Source organism: Glycomyces sp. TRM65418 (assembly GCF_019710475.1).
Lineage (GTDB): Bacteria > Actinomycetota > Actinomycetes > Mycobacteriales > Micromonosporaceae > Glycomyces.
Genome location: NZ_JAJFAX010000005.1, coordinates 276,371 through 292,422, shown reverse-complemented (window position 1 = coordinate 292,422; position 16,052 = coordinate 276,371). Strand labels below are relative to the sequence as shown.

General features: G+C 71.1%; 13 protein-coding genes and 1 tRNA gene. 6 read left to right on the top strand and 8 right to left on the bottom strand.

The genetic code is table 11. The annotated features are described in order from the left end of the window. Nucleotides 1-17: 17 nt before the first annotated feature. On the top strand, nucleotides 18-1,442 hold the full coding sequence (locus K3N28_RS13640) for a CCA tRNA nucleotidyltransferase (RefSeq protein ID WP_228093086.1): 1,425 nt from the start codon (nucleotides 18-20) through the stop codon (nucleotides 1,440-1,442). Here K3N28_RS13640 and K3N28_RS13635 read toward each other — a convergent pair. Beyond that, entirely contained in the window at nucleotides 1,333-2,889 is a 1,557-nt protein-coding gene (locus tag K3N28_RS13635; protein WP_228093085.1) for a glycosyltransferase family 87 protein, read from the bottom strand. The two genes, K3N28_RS13640 and K3N28_RS13635, sit on opposite strands and share 110 nt — an antisense overlap. Before the next feature lie 71 nt (nucleotides 2,890-2,960). After that, nucleotides 2,961-6,272: a transglycosylase domain-containing protein gene (locus tag K3N28_RS13630; RefSeq protein ID WP_228093084.1), complete on the bottom strand. Its 3,312-nt coding sequence runs from the start codon at nucleotides 6,270-6,272 to the stop codon at nucleotides 2,961-2,963. Between the two features lie 340 nt (nucleotides 6,273-6,612). Here K3N28_RS13630 and K3N28_RS13625 point away from each other — a divergent pair, with 340 nt between their 5' ends. The 4 genes from K3N28_RS13625 (at nucleotide 6,613) to K3N28_RS13610 (ending at nucleotide 10,744) form a co-directional block, all read left to right on the top strand. After that, nucleotides 6,613-7,326: a PadR family transcriptional regulator gene (locus K3N28_RS13625; protein WP_228093083.1), complete on the top strand. Its 714-nt coding sequence runs from the start codon at nucleotides 6,613-6,615 to the stop codon at nucleotides 7,324-7,326. After that, nucleotides 7,319-8,389, top strand: coding sequence for an inositol-3-phosphate synthase (locus K3N28_RS13620; protein WP_228093082.1), 1,071 nt, complete (start codon nucleotides 7,319-7,321; stop codon nucleotides 8,387-8,389). Before K3N28_RS13625 ends, K3N28_RS13620 begins: the two co-directional genes overlap by 8 nt. Nucleotides 8,390-8,495: 106 nt before the next feature. Further along, a complete protein-coding gene (locus K3N28_RS13615; RefSeq protein WP_228093081.1) occupies nucleotides 8,496-9,842 on the top strand; it encodes an MFS transporter in 1,347 nt (448 codons plus the stop codon). Continuing rightward, nucleotides 9,800-10,744: a peptidylprolyl isomerase gene (locus tag K3N28_RS13610; protein ID WP_228093080.1), complete on the top strand. Its 945-nt coding sequence runs from the start codon at nucleotides 9,800-9,802 to the stop codon at nucleotides 10,742-10,744. The genes K3N28_RS13615 and K3N28_RS13610 overlap by 43 nt, the downstream gene beginning before the upstream one ends. On the opposite strand, the gene K3N28_RS13605 is transcribed toward K3N28_RS13610, so the two are convergent. The 6 genes from K3N28_RS13605 to K3N28_RS13580 form a co-directional block, all read right to left on the bottom strand. Continuing rightward, entirely contained in the window at nucleotides 10,741-11,430 is a 690-nt protein-coding gene (locus tag K3N28_RS13605; RefSeq protein ID WP_228093079.1) for a 1-acyl-sn-glycerol-3-phosphate acyltransferase, read from the bottom strand. The two genes, K3N28_RS13610 and K3N28_RS13605, sit on opposite strands and share 4 nt — an antisense overlap. 157 nt (nucleotides 11,431-11,587) lie before the next feature. After that, a complete protein-coding gene (locus tag K3N28_RS13600; RefSeq protein WP_255640275.1) occupies nucleotides 11,588-12,202 on the bottom strand; it encodes a bacterial proteasome activator family protein in 615 nt (204 codons plus the stop codon). A gap of 148 nt (nucleotides 12,203-12,350) precedes the next feature. Continuing rightward, nucleotides 12,351-12,433 (bottom strand) — tRNA-Leu (locus K3N28_RS13595). Nucleotides 12,434-12,520: 87 nt separating this feature from the next. After that, complete coding sequence (locus K3N28_RS13590) at nucleotides 12,521-13,498, bottom strand: asparaginase (RefSeq protein WP_228093078.1); 978 nt, start codon at nucleotides 13,496-13,498, stop codon at nucleotides 12,521-12,523. A 21-nt stretch (nucleotides 13,499-13,519) separates the two neighbouring features. After that, nucleotides 13,520-14,620 carry a folate-binding protein YgfZ gene (locus tag K3N28_RS13585; protein WP_228093077.1) on the bottom strand — a complete coding sequence of 367 codons (1,101 nt, stop codon included), beginning with the start codon at nucleotides 14,618-14,620 and terminating at the stop codon, nucleotides 13,520-13,522. Further along, entirely contained in the window at nucleotides 14,617-15,057 is a 441-nt protein-coding gene (locus K3N28_RS13580; RefSeq protein ID WP_228093076.1) for a Fur family transcriptional regulator, read from the bottom strand. Before K3N28_RS13580 ends, K3N28_RS13585 begins: the two co-directional genes overlap by 4 nt. 129 nt (nucleotides 15,058-15,186) lie before the next feature. On the opposite strand from K3N28_RS13580, the gene K3N28_RS13575 reads away from it, so the two are divergent. After that, a complete protein-coding gene (locus tag K3N28_RS13575; RefSeq protein ID WP_228093075.1) occupies nucleotides 15,187-16,041 on the top strand; it encodes an aminotransferase class IV in 855 nt (284 codons plus the stop codon). Nucleotides 16,042-16,052: the final 11 nt, after the last annotated feature.

Genomic DNA, 16,052 nt, shown 5'->3' with positions numbered 1-16,052 from the left:
GCTAAGCTTGCCCGGCGATGTCTGACAACAGTAGCGGTAAGGAAATCACGGTCCCGCCGATAGCCGATGAGCTGGGTCGGGTGTTCGCGGGCGAGGGGCACGAGCTCCATCTGGTCGGCGGCCCGGTCCGGGATGCGGTGCTGCGCAGGAAGGTGAGCGACCTCGATTTCGCGACGGACGCGCGTCCGGAGGCGACCGAGGCGATCCTGCGGGCGCACTGCTCGACGGTGTGGACCACGGGGGCCGATTTCGGGACCGTCGGGGGGATGTTCCGGGGCGAGCAGGTCGAGGTGACCACGTTCCGCGCCGACGCGTACGACCGCGTCAGCCGCAACCCGATCGTCCGCTACGGCGACCGCCTGGAGGACGACCTCGAACGGCGCGACTTCACGGTGAACGCGATGGCGGTGTCCGTGCCGGGCCATGTGTTCTCGGACCCGTTCGGGGGCCTGGCGGACTTGGCGCGGCAGACGATCCGGACCCCCGCCGCGCCGGAGTCCTCGTTCGCCGACGACCCGCTGCGGATGCTGCGGGCCGCGCGGTTCGCCGCGCAGCTCGGCTTCGGCATCGACCCGGACACGCTGGACGCCGTGGTGCGCATGGCGCCCGAGCTGTCGCGGATCACCGCCGAGCGGATCCGCGACGAGTTCAACAAGCTGCTGCTCGCCCCCGACCCGGTGGTGGGCCTGCGGGTCCTGGTCGACACGGGGCTGGCCGAGCGGTTCCTCCCCGAGCTGCCGGCGCTGCGCATGGAGATCGACGAGCACGCCCAGCACAAGGACGTCTACGAGCATTCGCTGCAGGTGCTGCGCAACGCGATCGAGCTGGAGACCGACGGCCCGGACCTGCTGCTGCGCCTGGCCGCGCTGCTGCACGACATCGGCAAGCCCGAGACGAAGGACGTCGTCGCGGGCGGCGGCGTCACGTTCCACCACCACGACGTGGCCGGGGCGCGCCTGGCGCGGCGGCGGATGCGCGAGCTGAAGTACCCGAAGGCCGACGTGCAGGCGGTGTCGCTGCTCATCAGCCTGCACCTGCGCTTCTACGGCTACGGGGACGCGGGCTGGACCGATTCGGCGGTGCGCCGCTACGTCACCGACGCCGGGAACCAGCTGGAGCGCCTCCACAGGCTGGTGCGCTCGGACTGCACGACCCGCAACCGCCGCAAGGCCGAGCGGCTGCGGCGCGACTACGACGCGTTCGAGGACCGCATCGCGCGCATCCGCGCCGAGGAGGACCTGCGGGCCGTGCGCCCCGACCTCGACGGCAACGCGATCATGGCGCTGCTGGGCCTGCGGCCCGGCCCCGAGGTGGGCCGGGCCTGGGCCCATCTCAAGGAGCTGCGGCTGGAGCGGGGTCCGATGCCTCGCGAGGAGGCGGAGCGGGAGCTGCGGTCGTGGGCCGCGAAGGAAGGGATCGCACCGCGTCCAGACGCGGGGTGAGGACCTCCCGCACCACGAGCGCGCACATGATCGCGACGGCGATCCAGCGCGAGGCGGCGGCGGTGAGGAACAGGCCCTCGGCGATGCCGCGGCCCTCCTCCTCGGCCGAGACCTGCAGCATCTTGCCGTAGAACGAGAAGAAGTAGAACAGTTCGGCGGCCTGCCACACCAGGAACATGCCCCATTTGGGGCGGGCGAGCACGGCGAGCGGGATGAGCCACAGCACGTACTGCTGCGACCAGACCTTGCCGAACAGCAGGAACGCGGCGACGACGAGGAAGCACAGCTGCGCGAGCCGGGGCATCACGTCGTCCGGTGCGGCCGGGCCCCGCAGGCCGAGCGCGCCGCCGGCGGCGGGCCGGCGGCCGGCGAAGAACCCGAGGGCCGCGATGCCGACGCAGGAGAGCGCGAACAGGACCAGGTAGAGGTCGTTGACGAACGCGGAGTCCCAGAGCCGCTCCCACCCGGTGAGGCCGCGGAGCACGTACCAGCCGGTGCCCCAGTCGACGGGCCGCTCGGAGTTGAGTTCGAAGAACCGCATCCACGACTCGGGCCACAGGTACGCGACGGGCGCGTTGCACACCGCCCAGACGACGGCCGCGGTGGCCGTGGCCTGGAGCGCGGGCAGGAGTCGCCGCTGCCGCAGCGCGAGGACGAGCAGCGGCCCGATGAAGAGGAGCGCGTAGAACTTCGCGGCCACGGCGAGCCCGAGGAACAGCCCGGCCATGACCGGGCGGCCGCGCTGCCAGTACAGGAAGAACGGCATCGACAGGGCGATGGCGAACAGGTCCCAGTTGACGGTGGCGGTGACGAGCATGACCGGGGCGGCCGCGAGCATCATCGCGTCCCAGGGCCGCGAGGGCCGGGAGCGGACGAGTGCCGGATCGGGGTCGGGTCCGGGCAGGTCGGTGCGGCGGTTGTCCTCGCGGATCCTGTAGAGGATCGCGATGGCGGCGGCGCCGCAGACGAACAGCACGATTGCGTTGAGGTGGTAGAAGATCGGGCCGCCGTCGGTCCCGGCCACGGAGCCGATGCGGTAGGCGATCTGCCCGAGGATCCCCATGAACCAGCCGGTCAGCACCGGGTATTCGACCGGGTGGTCGCGGTAGGGGACGGCCCCTTCGTTGAGGCGCTCGGCCCCCCACAGCGCGCGGATGTCGGTGTAGCAGGCGTTCGTGTACTGCTGCCAGTCGACCCAGCCGCCCGCGGAGCAGGGGTACTTCTGGATCCAGTTGATCGCGAACGCGATCAGGCCGGTGAGGAGGATGACGCGGAGCGGTGTCCAGAAGCGACGGCGGGGCGGGTCGACGGCGTGGTCGCCGAGCGGTCCGCCGATGAAGCCCGAGGCGAAGCGGGCCACGCGGTCGGTGAGGGTGGGGGCGGCCGGGGGCTGCTCGGCCCGGATCGGCTCGGCAGCGTCCGGCTGCTCGGAGAAAGACGGCGGCATGGGCCCTATTGTGGCCCATGCCGCCGTCGCGTCGCTATCGGCGGCGCGGAGCGATCAGTCCGAGCGAGGCGTCAATTGCCGTTGTTGCGGTTGTCGTCGCCCTGGGACGTGGTCGCCCCCTCCTCGGGCGTCGTGGGCTCGTCGCCGTCGCACGGCGGCTGGAGCATGCCGCCGCATTCCTCGTCTTCGCCGGTGGACTCGTCGTCACCGGGCTCGGTGGTCGGCGAGGTCACGTCCTGACCGCGGTCGGTCTCCTCCTCCTCGGTCTCGCACCGGTCGCCCTCCCAGGTGCCGCCGCCCTCTTCGCACTCCTGCTGCGCCTCGTCCTCCTGCTGGCTCGCGCACAGGGGGTCGTCCCCGTTCGCGGCGCAGAACGCGCCCCCGCTGAGGGGGCCGCCGGCGAGCTCGATGTCCCAGCTGGTCTTGTTGCCCTGGGACTCGTCCTTGCCGGCCCACTCCTCTTTCTCCCAGTCCTTGTCCTCGAGGATCCGCGTCATGGCGGTGTACCAGACCGGGTAGGCGGTGTTGGAGCCGTACACGTTGGTCTTGTCGTCGTTCGGGTCGGCGATCGGGTCGGACTCGGAGGTCACGTTGCCGACCCACGCGGCGATGGACAGCTGCGGGATCGCCCCGACGTACCAGGCGTGGGCGTTGTACGAGTCGGGGTACTTCTCGCCGTTCTTGTCCCGGCCGCCGGCCTCCCAGGTCCCGGTCTTGCCGAAGTAGTCGCGGTCGAGCTGGTCGGTTGCGGACTCGCCGCCGATCTCCGAGCCGATCCACTGCAGGTTCTGCGCGACGGCCGCGTCGATGACCTGGTCGTTGAGGACGAGCGAGTCCTCCTTGGGCTGGACTTCCTCGCCGGCGTTGTTGGTGACCTTCTTGACGAAGTGCGACTCGTTGTACACGCCGTCGTTGGCGATGGTGGCGTAGATCGAGGCCATGTCGCGCACGCTCGTCGGGTACTGGCCGAACGCGAGGTGGTGGTAGAACGGGTCGGTCGTGCCCTTGCCGCCGATCTCGCAGAGGGTGCTCTCCTCGGCCTGGAGGAAGCGGCCGTCGGTGTTGACGATCGGGTTGCAGTCCTCGTCGACCTGGATGTCGGCGTAGACGTCCCAGTTGCCGGAGCCGTCCACGACCGGCTCGTTGTCGGCGTCGACGGCGGTCCCGTGCTGGGTGTAGGTGCCGTCGCCGTGCATGCGGTAGTTGACGCTGACGTCGTGCGGCTCGCCGGTGTCGTCCTGGATCGTGCGGGCCTGGTTCATGACCGACAGGCCCATCTGGTCGGCGATGTCGAGGATCTTGTCGGCCCCGTAGTGCTCCGAGATCGCGTACATCGGGGTGTTCTTCGAGTCGCGCACCGCGTCGGTCAGGGTCATCTCGACCTTGGACTCCTGGCTGCCGTTGCGCAGGGTGCAGTTCGGGTAGGTGCCGCTGCCGATGCAGGACCCGTCGTCGTTGGTCAGCGACTCGAACTGGCGCGGCGAGCTCGCGTTGAACCAGGAGTCGGGCGAGTCGCCGTTCGCCATCGCGGTGGCGGCGGTGACCATCTTGAACGTCGACGACGGCGGGTGGGGCGACTCGGCGCCGGCCTTGTCGACGCCGAAGCCGTTGTCGCCGCCGTAGTAGCCGAGGATCTCACCGGTCTTCGGGTCGATCGCGACCATCGCCGTCATCATGTACTCCTCGTACTCGAAGAGCGCGGCGTCCTCGTTGGAGTTCTCGAACTGGGCGTAGCCCTCCTCGGTGAGGATCTTCTCGGCCTGGCTCGGGTCCTGGACGACGTTGCCGTCGGCGTCGATCGGCTCGCCGTTCTCGTTCTTCTCCACCGCGAGGCCGCCGCGGGACCCGGTGATCCGCAGGGAGTTCTGGATCACCGGATCGATCGTGAGGTCGATCTTGTAGCCGCCGCTGTTGGGCTCGTCCTCGCTGCCCTTGAGCATCTCCTTCGTGATGCCGTACCGCTCTTGGAGCTCGTCGTACACGTAGCCGTCGAGCTCGTTGATGATGAAGCCGAGGTCGGTGTTGCCGCCCCACGACCCGGAGGCGTTGAACTCCTGGACCGTCTCGGGGAAGGTGTACTCGTCGCGCTCGGCCTGGGTGAGCTCGCCGGTCTCGACCAGCGACTGCATCGCGTGGTCCCAGCGGGCGAGCGCGGCCTCCTCGTTGTACGCGTCCTGGTAGTAGGAGTCGTAGTAGCCGTTGGGCGACTTGACCTGCATGACGATGAACGCGGCCTGGCCGTAGTCCAGGTCTTGCAGGGGCACGTCGAAGTAGTTCTTCGCCGCCGCCTCGATGCCGTAGGCGCCCCGCCCGAAGTAGGCCATGTTGAGGTAGGCGGTGATGATCTCGTCTTTGGAGTACTCCTGCTCCATCTTGAACGCCAGGGCCGCCTCGCGGGCCTTGCGGTCGTAGGAGATCTGGTCGCGGGCGTCCATGTACATGCCCGCGTACTGCTGGGTGATGGTGGACGCGCCCTGGGTCTCGCCGCCGGTGAGGTTGTTGACCAGGGCGCTCGCGGTGCGCGCGAAGTTGACGCCGCTGTGCTCGTAGAACTTGCGGTCCTCGAGCGCCACCAGGGCTTCCTTGACCTCCTCGGGGATCTCGTCCGGGTCGGCCTGGAGGCGGAGGGTGTCGCCGAAGGCGCCCGCCTGGGTGGTGCCGTCGGCGTAGTAGAACGCCGAGGACTCGCCGGCGCGGAGGACGCCTTCCAGCGGCGGCGTGTTCTGGAAGAAGTAGGTGCCGACCACGGTGATGCCGGCGATGAAGAGGACGCCCAACGCGATCATGGCCGCGAGCATCTTGCGGCCGAGGCGTTTGCGTTTCTTCTTCTTCGCACTCTCTTCGAGGTCGTCCTTGTTCAGGGGGCCCTTGCCGGCGCGGCGGGTGCCGGTGACGCTGGCGCGGCCGGTGCGCTCGCCGGGGCCGTCCCCGTCGACGTCGACCGGGCGGGCGGTGCCGACCGAGGCCGAGCCCACGGACGCCGAGCCGACGGAGGCGGAGCCGACCGACGCGCGACCCGGTCCGCCGACCGAGGCCCGCCCCGGCCCGCCCACGGAGGCGCTGCCGACGGAGGCCGAACCGGTGGGCCGGCCCACCGGGGCGGAGCCGCGTCCGGGCGGCACCTGGCCGCGGCCGACCGAAGCGGAACCGGAAGCGGGCGTGCCGTACGGCTGCCGGCGCGGACCGGGAGCCTGCGGGCTCTGGCCCTGGCCGCCCGGCCGCTGCGGCGAGGGGCCGCCCCACCCGTAGTCGGGATCGTTCGAGCCGGCCCCGGAACCGCCCGGCGCGCTGCCGTAGGCCCGGCCGCCCGGCTGCCCGGTGCCCCGTCCCTGGGGCCGTCCGTCCTCAGGCGGCGGGGCGGGACGATAACCGTAGTCGCTCATGCTCAACCATCCACGTGCTGTGTACCCCTGACAGGGGCTTGCCGGTCGGCCCGGTGCACCCGGCGCGCGGCATCCCGAAGAGGACGCGCCCGGCGGACCGGCGTTCGCAAAGGTCTGCTCCCGGCATGGGGGGTGGCCGGTCGTCTCGCAGTTTCGCACATTGAACCTGAGAGAACTCTGCTAGATCGCTTGGTGGGGCCGAGCTTAGCGGATGACGACCGCACTGAACAGGGCTCGGACCCGCGCCTTGACGTGATTTCCGACCGCACGCTATGGTGGACGCTGATGTATCGAACCGATACATCACCGCGTTAGGTCACCGTGTGAGAGGAGGGGCGCGATGCTTGAGCTCGCCATTCTCGGACTCCTGCACGAATCCCCCATGCACGGTTATGAGCTGCGCAAACGTCTGCTGGCCCTGTTGGGGGCCATTCGGGCCGCGTTCAGTTACGGCTCCCTCTACCCCACCCTGAAGCGGATGCGTCAGCGCGGACTCATCGCCGAGGAGGCCCCGGCGGAGGGCACTGCCGAGAAGGGCGGCGCCGTCAAAGGCGCCGCAGAGAAACCGCTGCTCACGGGCCGCCGGGCCCGAAAGGTCTACCGGCTCACACCCGAAGGCAAAGAGCACTTCGCTCAGCTCATGGCCGAAGCCGGCCCCGAAACCGCCGACGAGGCCCTGTTCGGGGTGCACTTCGCGTTCTTCTCCCGGACCGACCCGGCCACCCGCCTGCGCATCCTGGAGGCGCGGCGACGCCGCGTCGAGGAGCGCCGCGAGCGCATCCGGGAGGCCCTGGCCCGCACCGCCGAGCGGCTCGACGCCTACGGGCTCGAACTGCAGCGGCACGGCCTGGAGACGGCCGAGCGGGAGGTGCGCTGGCTCAACGAGCTCATCGCCTCCGAGGAGAGCCGCCGGCCCGAGCAGCGCAACGACTTCGGCGATCCGATCGCCGAACCGGAGCGGCACCAGGCCGCCCCGGCACAGGGAACACCCGATCCGGCTGCGAGCGCCGGAGACCCAAATAAACAAGGCAAAGGAGGCATGCGCGATGGGTAAGCTGCGCGTAGCCATTGTCGGCGTGGGGAACTGCGCCTCTTCGTTGGTTCAGGGCGTCGAGTACTACCGCGACGCCAAGCCCGAGGACCGGGTGCCCGGCCTCATGCACGTCCAGTTCGGCGACTACCACGTGGGCGACATCGAGTTCGTCGCCGCGTTCGACGTCGACGCGAAGAAGGTCGGCCAGGACCTCTCCAGCGCGATCAACGCCTCGGAGAACAACACGATCCAGTTCGCCGAGGTGCCCCCCACCGGCGTCACGGTGCTGCGCGGCCCGACCCACGACGGCTTGGGACAGTACTACACGGAGATGGTCACCGAGTCCTCCGAGGAGCCGGTCGACGTCGTGGCCGTCCTCAAGGAGGCCAAGGCCGACGTCGTGGTCTGCTACCTGCCCGTGGGCAGCGAGACGGCCGCGAAGTTCTACGCGCAGGCCTCGATCGACGCGGGCGCCGCGTTCGTCAACGCCCTCCCCGTGTTCATCGCCTCCGACCCCGAATGGGCCGAGAAGTTCACCGCCGCCGGTGTCCCGATCGTCGGCGACGACATCAAGTCGCAGGTCGGCGCCACCATCGTGCACCGCGTGCTGGCGAAGCTGTTCGAGGACCGCGGCGTGCGCCTCGACCGCACGTACCAGCTGAACTTCGGCGGCAACATGGACTTCATGAACATGCTCGAGCGCACCCGCCTCACGAGCAAGAAGATCTCCAAGACCCAGTCGGTGACCTCGCAGATCCCGCACGAGATGCGCGGTGCCGACGTGCACATCGGCCCCTCGGACCACGTCCCGTGGCTGACCGACCGCAAGTGGGCGTACATCCGCCTGGAGGGCACCACCTTCGGCGACGTGCCGCTCAACGCGGAGCTCAAGCTCGAGGTGTGGGACTCGCCGAACTCGGCGGGCGTCATCATCGACGCGGTGCGCGCGGCCAAGATCGCCCTGGACCGCGGCCACGGCGGCCCGGTCGAGAGCGCGTCGAGCTACTTCATGAAGTCGCCGGCCAAGCAGTTCTCCGACGAAGAGGCGCGCATCGCCGTCGAGAACTTCATCGCGGGCCTGTAGGCGCGCGCTGCGATCACGTCCCAGGGGGACCCCGTCTTCGTTCGGCCGTCCGGCCGCGGCGAAGAATGAGGTCCCCCTTGGCGTTCCGCGGAGTTATCCTCGGACGATGCGCACCGACGGGCACGTCCGGAACCTCGCAGGCAACCGCCGTTTCCGGCAGCTGCTGGCGGTGCGGCTGACCTCGCAGGCCGCGGACGGCATGTTCCAGGCCTCGCTCGCGCTGTCGGTGTTCTTCAACCCGGCGCTCGGCGAGGCCTCCGACCCGTTCCGGTACGCGGCCGCCGTCGCCGTCCTCCTCGGCCCGTACTCCCTGCTGGGACCCTATGTGGGGACCGTGCTCGACCGGTTCAGCCGCCGCAACCTCATCGGCGGCGCGAACCTCGTCCGGGCCGCCCTCATGATCGTCATCTGCGTGACCCTGGCCACGGGCTTCAACTGGACGTGGGTGCTGTGCGCCATGATCGTCCTGGCCGCCAACCGGTTCGTCCTCGCCGGCCTCGCGGCCTCCCACCCGCAGGTCGTCCCCGAGCGCGACCTCGTCACCGCCAACTCGCTCGCCTCGACGCTCGGCGCGCTCGCCTACGGCCTGGGCCTGGCGACCACCGGCGTCACCGAGCTCCTCCATTCCGGGGTGTCCTACTCGATGCTCGCGCTCGCCGCGGGATGCGGCTACCTCGCGTCCGCGATGGTCGTCGCGGCCTCGTTCCGCCGCGGCGGGCTCGGCCCGGTCGAGGACGAGGCGGTCGGCGGCGGCATGTGGCGCGGCCTGGTCCAGACCACCGCGGGCATGTGGGCCGGCTTCCGGCACCTCGGCCGCCGCCGCGGCCCGGCCCTGGTCATGGCCGTGCAGGGGCTGCACCGGTTCCTGTACGGGATCGTGTTCATCATCGCGATCGCCCTGTTCATGGGCTTCTTCTGGGACATCGAGTCCGACCCGAGGCGCACCACCACGATCTCGTGGCTCCTGGTGCTCGCGGTCCTGGGCAACGTCGGCGTCCTCGCCGCGGCGCTCGCGACGCCCCGCGCGACCCGCTCGTGGGGCCCGCGGAACTGGATCGTCATGCTCATGGCCCTGTGCGCGGTCGTCGTCGCGGCGCTGGCGGGCACGATGCAGCCGGTGATGTTCGCCGTCGCGGTCCTGCTGGTGAACATCGCCTCGCAGGGCCTGAAGATCACGGTGGACACGAGCATCCAGCGGGGCGTCGAGGACGCCTACCGCGGCCGCGTCTTCAGCGTCAACGACACCGTCTACAACGTCGGCTACCTCGGCGGGCTCTTCGCCGCCGCGTTCCTCGTCCCCAAGGACGGCTACGCGCCCGGCACGCTGCTGGGGGTGGCCCTCGCCTACGGTCTGATATGCGTCGGATACGCCTACCTCGCGCGTGACGAGGCACCGTACGATGCACAGACATGGAGCCCCGCCGCGACCGAAGCGAGACCGAGCACGAACTAGTCGGCGCGAACCCCTACCGGGGGACGCCGCCGTGGCAGCGCGAAGGCTCGGGCGGCTGGAAGCGCGGGCTCGCCGGACTCGGGGCCGTGCTCCTGACGGCCGGTTCGATCGGCGCGGTCGCCTGGCTCGCCTTCCGCGACGGCGGCGAGGACACGCCGGAGCGGGGCGAGGTCATCGCCGAGCGGTGCACCGTCACCGAGGCCGACGACGCCGGGACGGCGGTGGAGCCGCTGGAGGCCGGCACCCCCCTCGACCGGTCCATCGCCTCGATCGCGACCAACTACGGCGAGATCGCCGTGATGCTGTGGGGCGACCTGGCCCCGTGCGGCGTCGAGGCCTTCACGTACCTGGCGCAGGCGGGCTTCTACACCTCGCACGAATGCGACCGGCTCACCACGCAGGCGATCGACCCGACCGCGATCCTGCGCTGCGGCAGCCCCGGCTTCGAACCGGAGTCGGACGACACCTACGGGCCCGGCTGGCGCTTCCAGACCGAGACCGGCATGGCCGGGAACGACGTCGCGGACGTGCTCGCCCTCGTCACCGACGAGCAGGGCCGGGCCGGGAGCGCCTTCGTGCTCGTCCGCGGCGCGGCCGTTCCCACCGTGGGCGTCAGCGTCATCGGCGGCATCGTCGACGGCTACGAGGTCCTCGACCAGATCGCGGCGTTGACCGAGACCGTCGAATACGACGGCGAACCGCCGGTGCCCGTCGAGATCTGGGGGATCACCGTCACCGACCTGAACGACCTGCCGACCGGACCCGACACGGCCGCCGGCACCGCCGCGACCGAGGGGACGAGCCCCTCGCCCGGGGCGACCGCGACCGACACGCCGACGACCCCTGCGGGCACGCCGACCGGGACCGCGACCCCCGCGGAGACCGCGACCGCCGGCGGTTAGTCGTCGCCCTCGGACGCGTCGGACTTGGCGTGGCGCTTGGCGTACTTGTCGACGTACTCCTGACCGGTGAGGCGCCGGATCGCGTCCATCACCTCGTCGGTGACCGCCCGGATCACCACCCGGTCGTTCTCCATGCCCTTGTACCGCGAGAAGTCCAGCGGCTTGCCCACGCGCACGCCCACCGGCGCGACCCGCGGCCGCGACTCGCCGATCGGCAGCACCTTCTCCGTCCCGATGAGGCCGATCGGGACGACCGGCGCGCCCGAGGTCAGCGCCAGCCGCGCCACCCCCGGCTTGCCCCGGTACAGCCGCCCGTCGGGGGAGCGCGTCCCCTCGGGGAAGATCGCGAACACCCGGCCCTCGGCGAGCACTTCCAGCGACGGCTCCAGCGACGCGGCGCTCTTGCGCCCGCCCGAGCGGTCCACGGCCACCTGGCCGAGCGCCTTCACGGTCGAGGAGATGAGCTTGCCCTTGACGCCCGCGCCCGTGAAGTACTCGATCTTCGCCATCGTCGCGATGTGCCGCTTGGTCGTCAGGCCGAGGAAGTAGTGGTCGGCCACGGAGAGGTGATTGGACGCCAGGATGACCGGCCCGGTCTCGGGGATGTTCTCCCTGCCGTCGATCCACGGTCGCCAGATGAGCTTGATGGTCGGCGCGGCCGTCCATTGCAACGTCTTGTAAAGCACCGTGTTCAACTCTCCAGTGGTCTCGCCCAGGGAAGGGTGGCCCAATTATGGCTCGCGAACCGCCCCAGGCGACACCCGCGAGGCCCCGCGGCCCTTGACCGCGGGCGCGGCCGGCCCCGCCGGGAAGGCAGGGCCGAGTCTAAGCCATGACCGGGGCCTACAGGTATTGACCGGGATGGTGGTCGCGGTCGTCACCGCGCGCCGCCCGCTCGGCCATCATGGCCTTCAGCTGCGGCGGGAGGTCGTCGCTCCCGGCCGGGAGGGCCTTCAGCTCGCCCGAGCGCATCTGGTCCAGCTGCAGGCGCGCCGCCATCTGCTGCGCCACCAGCGCGGCCTGGATGCCGTGGAACAGGCCCTCCAGCCAGCCGACCAGCTGCGCCTGCGCGATCCGCAGCTCCGCCTCGCTCGGGATCTCGTCGGCGCCGAACGGCAGCGACAGGCGCTCCAGCTCGTCGCGCAGCTCCGGCGCCAGCCCCGATTCGAGCTCGGCGATGGACCGCGCGTGGATGTCGCGGAGGCGCTGGCGGCCCTTGTCGTCGAGCTCGGCGGCGCGGACCTCCTCCAGGAGCTGCTTGATCATCGAACCGACGCGCATGACCTTCGCCGGTTCGGGGACGAGCTTGGTCGGGTCGGACTCGTAGCGGTCCTGCCCCTCCGCGGCGGCCTCGTCGGCCCTGACCGGGTTGCCGTCGGCGTCGACGATGACCGGCTGGTCCTCGCCATCGCGCCCGTCGTAGCCGCCCTGCTCCTGGTTGCTGTTCGCTTCACTCATGGTCGGCGTGACCCCACTGTCGTCTCGTTGGTCGTTCCGGTTCCTCTTCCCGAGCCTAACGCGAGGCGGTCGAGGGGTGTTCCCGCTCGCGGAGGCCTGGTGAGGTATGCGAAAAGGCCCGGTGGTCGAAACCTCCGGGCCTTGTCGGTGCGCGAGGGGGGACTTGAACCCCCACGTCCTTTCGGACACTGGCACCTGAAGCCAGCGCGTCTGCCATTCCGCCACTCGCGCGAGTGTCAGTACTTGCGACGCGACGATCTTACCGTGCCGGCTCGATGCGGTGCCACGGGGTATTGCCCCGCTTGAGTCGCAGGCCACTCACAGGAGGGTGCGCAGGCGCCCGACCGGCTCGCCGCCGCCGAGGACCTCGGGCCCCAGCAGGGCGTCGATCTCGGGTTTGGCGTCCTCGGGGACGGCGAGGCCGCCGATCTGCGTGATCGCCCGCAGCGCGACGGGCGTGGAGGCCCGGCCCGCGCCGTCGTCGATCTTCACCGCGACCGCGCCGACGCCGGGCGCGGCGATGACGTGGACGCCTTCGGCGCCGCCCTTGGCGAGCAGCCCGGGCACGGCGGTCATCATGCGGTGGTCGGGGCCCTTGGTCCCGTCGATGAGCTTCGCATTGGCGCGCATGGCGTCGGCGACGCGCCGCTCGGGAGTGCCTTCGGGGGCCTCGACCAGGCGCGAGAACGCCCGCGCGATCCCGGTGAGGGAGACCGCCAGGACCGGCGCGCCGCAGCCGTCGACGCCCACGGCCCGCACGGTCTCACCGGTGAGCTCCTCGACGGTGGCGACGATGAGCCGCTGCAGCGGGTGCTCGGGGTCGCGGTAGGTCGCGAGGTCCCAGCCGGCGGCGGCGCAGGCGGCGAGCATCCCGGCGTGCTTGCCGGAGCAGTTCATGTACACGCGGCGCGGTTCGCCGCCCTCGGCGACGATCGCGTTGCGGGCGGCCGGGTCGCTCGGCAGGTCCGGCGGGCACTGGAGGCGGTCGTCGCCGATCCCGGCGCCGCCGAGCACCGAGGCCACCTGGGCGAGGTGGAACGGCTCGCCGCGGTGGCTCGCCGAGGCGATCGCGAGGTCGGCCGCGCTGCCGGGCTCCCAGCCGGCGCGGAGCATCGCGAGGGCCTGCATCGGCTTGTTGGAGGAGCGGGGGAAGACCGCGGAACCGGTGTCGCCGATGGAGGCGGTCACGTTCCCGGACGGGTCGGTCACGGCCACGCTGCCCCGGTGGAGGCTCTCGGCGAATCCGGACCGGACGATCTCGGCGACGGGTTCGCCGCCGCGGTAGGAATCACTCATACGGCGAGGCTAATAGGGCCCTCAGAGACTCGCGGCCTGATCGCCCGCGATGAGACGCACGTCAGGGTCGGCGGCGACCGAGCGCTTCACCATCGCGAGCGCGATCTGCCCCAGCTCGTAGTGCTGGACGGCGGTGCCGATGAACCCGACCTCCTTGCCGTCCGCGGTGACCGGGGTGCCGCTCGCGGGCGGGTGCTCGTCCGTGCCGTCGAGGTGGAGCATGACGAGGCGCCGGGGCGGCTGCCCGAGGTGGTGGACCTTCGCGACGGTCTCCTGCCCGCGGTAGCAGCCCTTGTCGAGGTGCACGGCGGCGGCGAGCCAGTGCGGGACCTCGTGCGGGACCGTGCGCTCGTCGGTGTCGATGCCGAAGCGCGGCAGCTTGGCGGCGACGCGGAGCGCGTCGAACGCCCAGGTGCCGGCGACGTTGAGCCGCTCGCCCTGCGCTTCCAGCGCGGACTCGAGTTCGTCGCGGCGCACCAGCTGGTCGTAGGTGGCCTCGCGCAGCGCGTCGGTCCGCCGGACCCATCCGCCGGCCAGCGCCGCGCCCGGGTACTGGGCGGTGGCCACGGCCGGGAGGTCCTTGGCGGCGAACTTCGCGACCGGCACGGGCTGCACGACCGGGCCCGCGGCGAACGCGTCCTCGGCCGCCTGCCCGCTCGCGCCGCCGGCCCGGCCGGTGTAGGTGAGCAGCGCCCACTCCTCGGAGGCGTCGACGATGTCGACCTCGGTGCGGAACTTCATGAGCTCCAGGTACTTCCGGAGCGCTTCGCCGCGGCCGGGCTCGGTGTCGAGCCAGGTGGTCTCGCCGTCGTCGTAGACCTCGGCGTGGTGCTCGATCCGGCCCGTCGGGGAGAGGATGAGCATCTCGGTGCCGTGGTGCGGCTGGAGGCTGGTCAGGTGCTGGGTGGCGAGCGAGTGCAGCCATTCCAGGCGCTGCGGGCCGGTGACGGTGATGATGTCGCGGTCGGAGCGGTCGAAGAGCGCGCCGGACTCGATCGCCGTCCGCTGCTCGGTGAGCGGCCCGCCGTAGTGCCAGGCGGTGCGGCCGGACTGGGCCGTGTCGGGGCCGGCGGCGACGGCTCCGGGCAGCGACAGGAGCGGGGACGGGGCGATGTCGGTCATGCGTGCTTCTCCATGCATTCGGCGCAGGTCCCGAACACGGCGACGTGGCCGATGTCCATGACGAACCCGCTGGCGTCGGCGACTTCCTCGCGCGCGTTCGCGAACAGGGCAGGGTCGACTTCGGTGATCCGGCCGCAGCGGTGGCACACCAGGTGGGCGTGGCCGCGGTCGCCGGACAGATGGTAGGTGGGGGCGCCGTGGGAGAGGTGGGTGTGCGAGACGAGCTGGAGTTCCTCGAGCAGGTCGAGGGTGCGGTAGACGGTGGTGATGTTCACGCCTTCGACCTGGCCGCGGATGCGCTCGTGGATCTGCTCGGGGGTCGCGTGCCCGAGCGCGCGGACCGCTTCCAGGACGAGCTGGCGCTGCGCGGTCATGCGCAGGCCCTTGGAGCGCAGCACCGCCGCCAGTTCGGTCTCGGCCTCGGCTTCGGTGGGCATGTGTGCATCGTACTTCGCGCCCGCGGGAACGGTCGTCTCCTCTGCCGCAGAGGGAGCCGGTCGACCCTCACCCGGGCCCGAAACCGCTCGCCGGTCCGCGCCCCGCTCGGGGAGGGGCAGAATGAGCGCATGGCACTTGTAACCGCAGTACTGCACCGCGGCGTCGTCGACTCCGACGAGCCGCTCCTGTGCGCCGACGACCTCGGAGTCCTCCGGGGCGACGGCGTCTTCGAGACCGTCAACGTCCGCGCCGGGCAGGCGTTCCTGCTCTCGGAGCACCTCGACCGCATGGCGAACTCCGCGCGTCGCCTGGAGTTCGAACTGCCCGCGAAGGCGGACATGGCCGAGCTCGCCGAGCAGGCCCTGGCGGCCTGGCGCGAGCGGGCCGAGGGCGAGGGCGCGCTGCGCCTCATCGCCACCCGCGGCCGCGAGCACGGCGGGCCGCCCACGGTCTACGCCACCGTCGACCCCGTGCCGCGCGAGCGCATCCTGCCGCGCCGGGACGGCCTGAAGATCGCCACGGCGACCCTGGGGGTGAATGCCGATGCGCGGGGCGATGCCCCGTGGCTTCTAGGCGGTGTCAAAGCCCTGTCGTACGCCTCGATGATGGCGGTGACGCGCTGGGCGAAGACGCAGGGAGCGGACGACGCCCTGTGGGTCTCGGCCGACGGCTTCGCGCTGGAGGGCCCGACCTCGTCGCTGCTGTGGCTCGACGGCGACACCCTCTGCACCACGCCGGCCTCGACCGGGATCCTCCCCGGCACCACCAGCGCGTACCTGCTGGAACAGGCCCCGAAGGCCGGGCTGCAGACGGCGGAGCGGCTGATCTCGGTGGGGGACTTGAGGAACGCCGAAGCGGCGTGGCTCAGCTCCTCGGTTCGAGGTGTGGCCTTCATCACTCAGATTGACGGGGAGGCGGTCGCTCAGCGGCCTGACATCACGGCTGAGCTGGACAAACTCGCGGGATTCGAGGTGCCTTCGTAACGGTTCGGCAT

Coding starts and splice junctions, on each gene's coding strand:
- K3N28_RS13640 (WP_228093086.1), top strand. CDS start 18: ATGTCTGACAACAGTAGCGGTAAGGAAATCACGGTCCCGCCGATAGCC.
- K3N28_RS13635 (WP_228093085.1), bottom strand. CDS start 2,889: ATGCCGCCGTCTTTCTCCGAGCAGCCGGACGCTGCCGAGCCGATCCGG.
- K3N28_RS13630 (WP_228093084.1), bottom strand. CDS start 6,272: ATGAGCGACTACGGTTATCGTCCCGCCCCGCCGCCTGAGGACGGACGG.
- K3N28_RS13625 (WP_228093083.1), top strand. CDS start 6,613: ATGCTTGAGCTCGCCATTCTCGGACTCCTGCACGAATCCCCCATGCAC.
- K3N28_RS13620 (WP_228093082.1), top strand. CDS start 7,319: ATGGGTAAGCTGCGCGTAGCCATTGTCGGCGTGGGGAACTGCGCCTCT.
- K3N28_RS13615 (WP_228093081.1), top strand. CDS start 8,496: ATGCGCACCGACGGGCACGTCCGGAACCTCGCAGGCAACCGCCGTTTC.
- K3N28_RS13610 (WP_228093080.1), top strand. CDS start 9,800: ATGGAGCCCCGCCGCGACCGAAGCGAGACCGAGCACGAACTAGTCGGC.
- K3N28_RS13600 (WP_255640275.1), bottom strand. CDS start 12,202: ATGAGTGAAGCGAACAGCAACCAGGAGCAGGGCGGCTACGACGGGCGC.
- K3N28_RS13590 (WP_228093078.1), bottom strand. CDS start 13,498: ATGAGTGATTCCTACCGCGGCGGCGAACCCGTCGCCGAGATCGTCCGG.
- K3N28_RS13585 (WP_228093077.1), bottom strand. CDS start 14,620: ATGACCGACATCGCCCCGTCCCCGCTCCTGTCGCTGCCCGGAGCCGTC.
- K3N28_RS13580 (WP_228093076.1), bottom strand. CDS start 15,057: ATGCCCACCGAAGCCGAGGCCGAGACCGAACTGGCGGCGGTGCTGCGC.
- K3N28_RS13575 (WP_228093075.1), top strand. CDS start 15,187: ATGGCACTTGTAACCGCAGTACTGCACCGCGGCGTCGTCGACTCCGAC.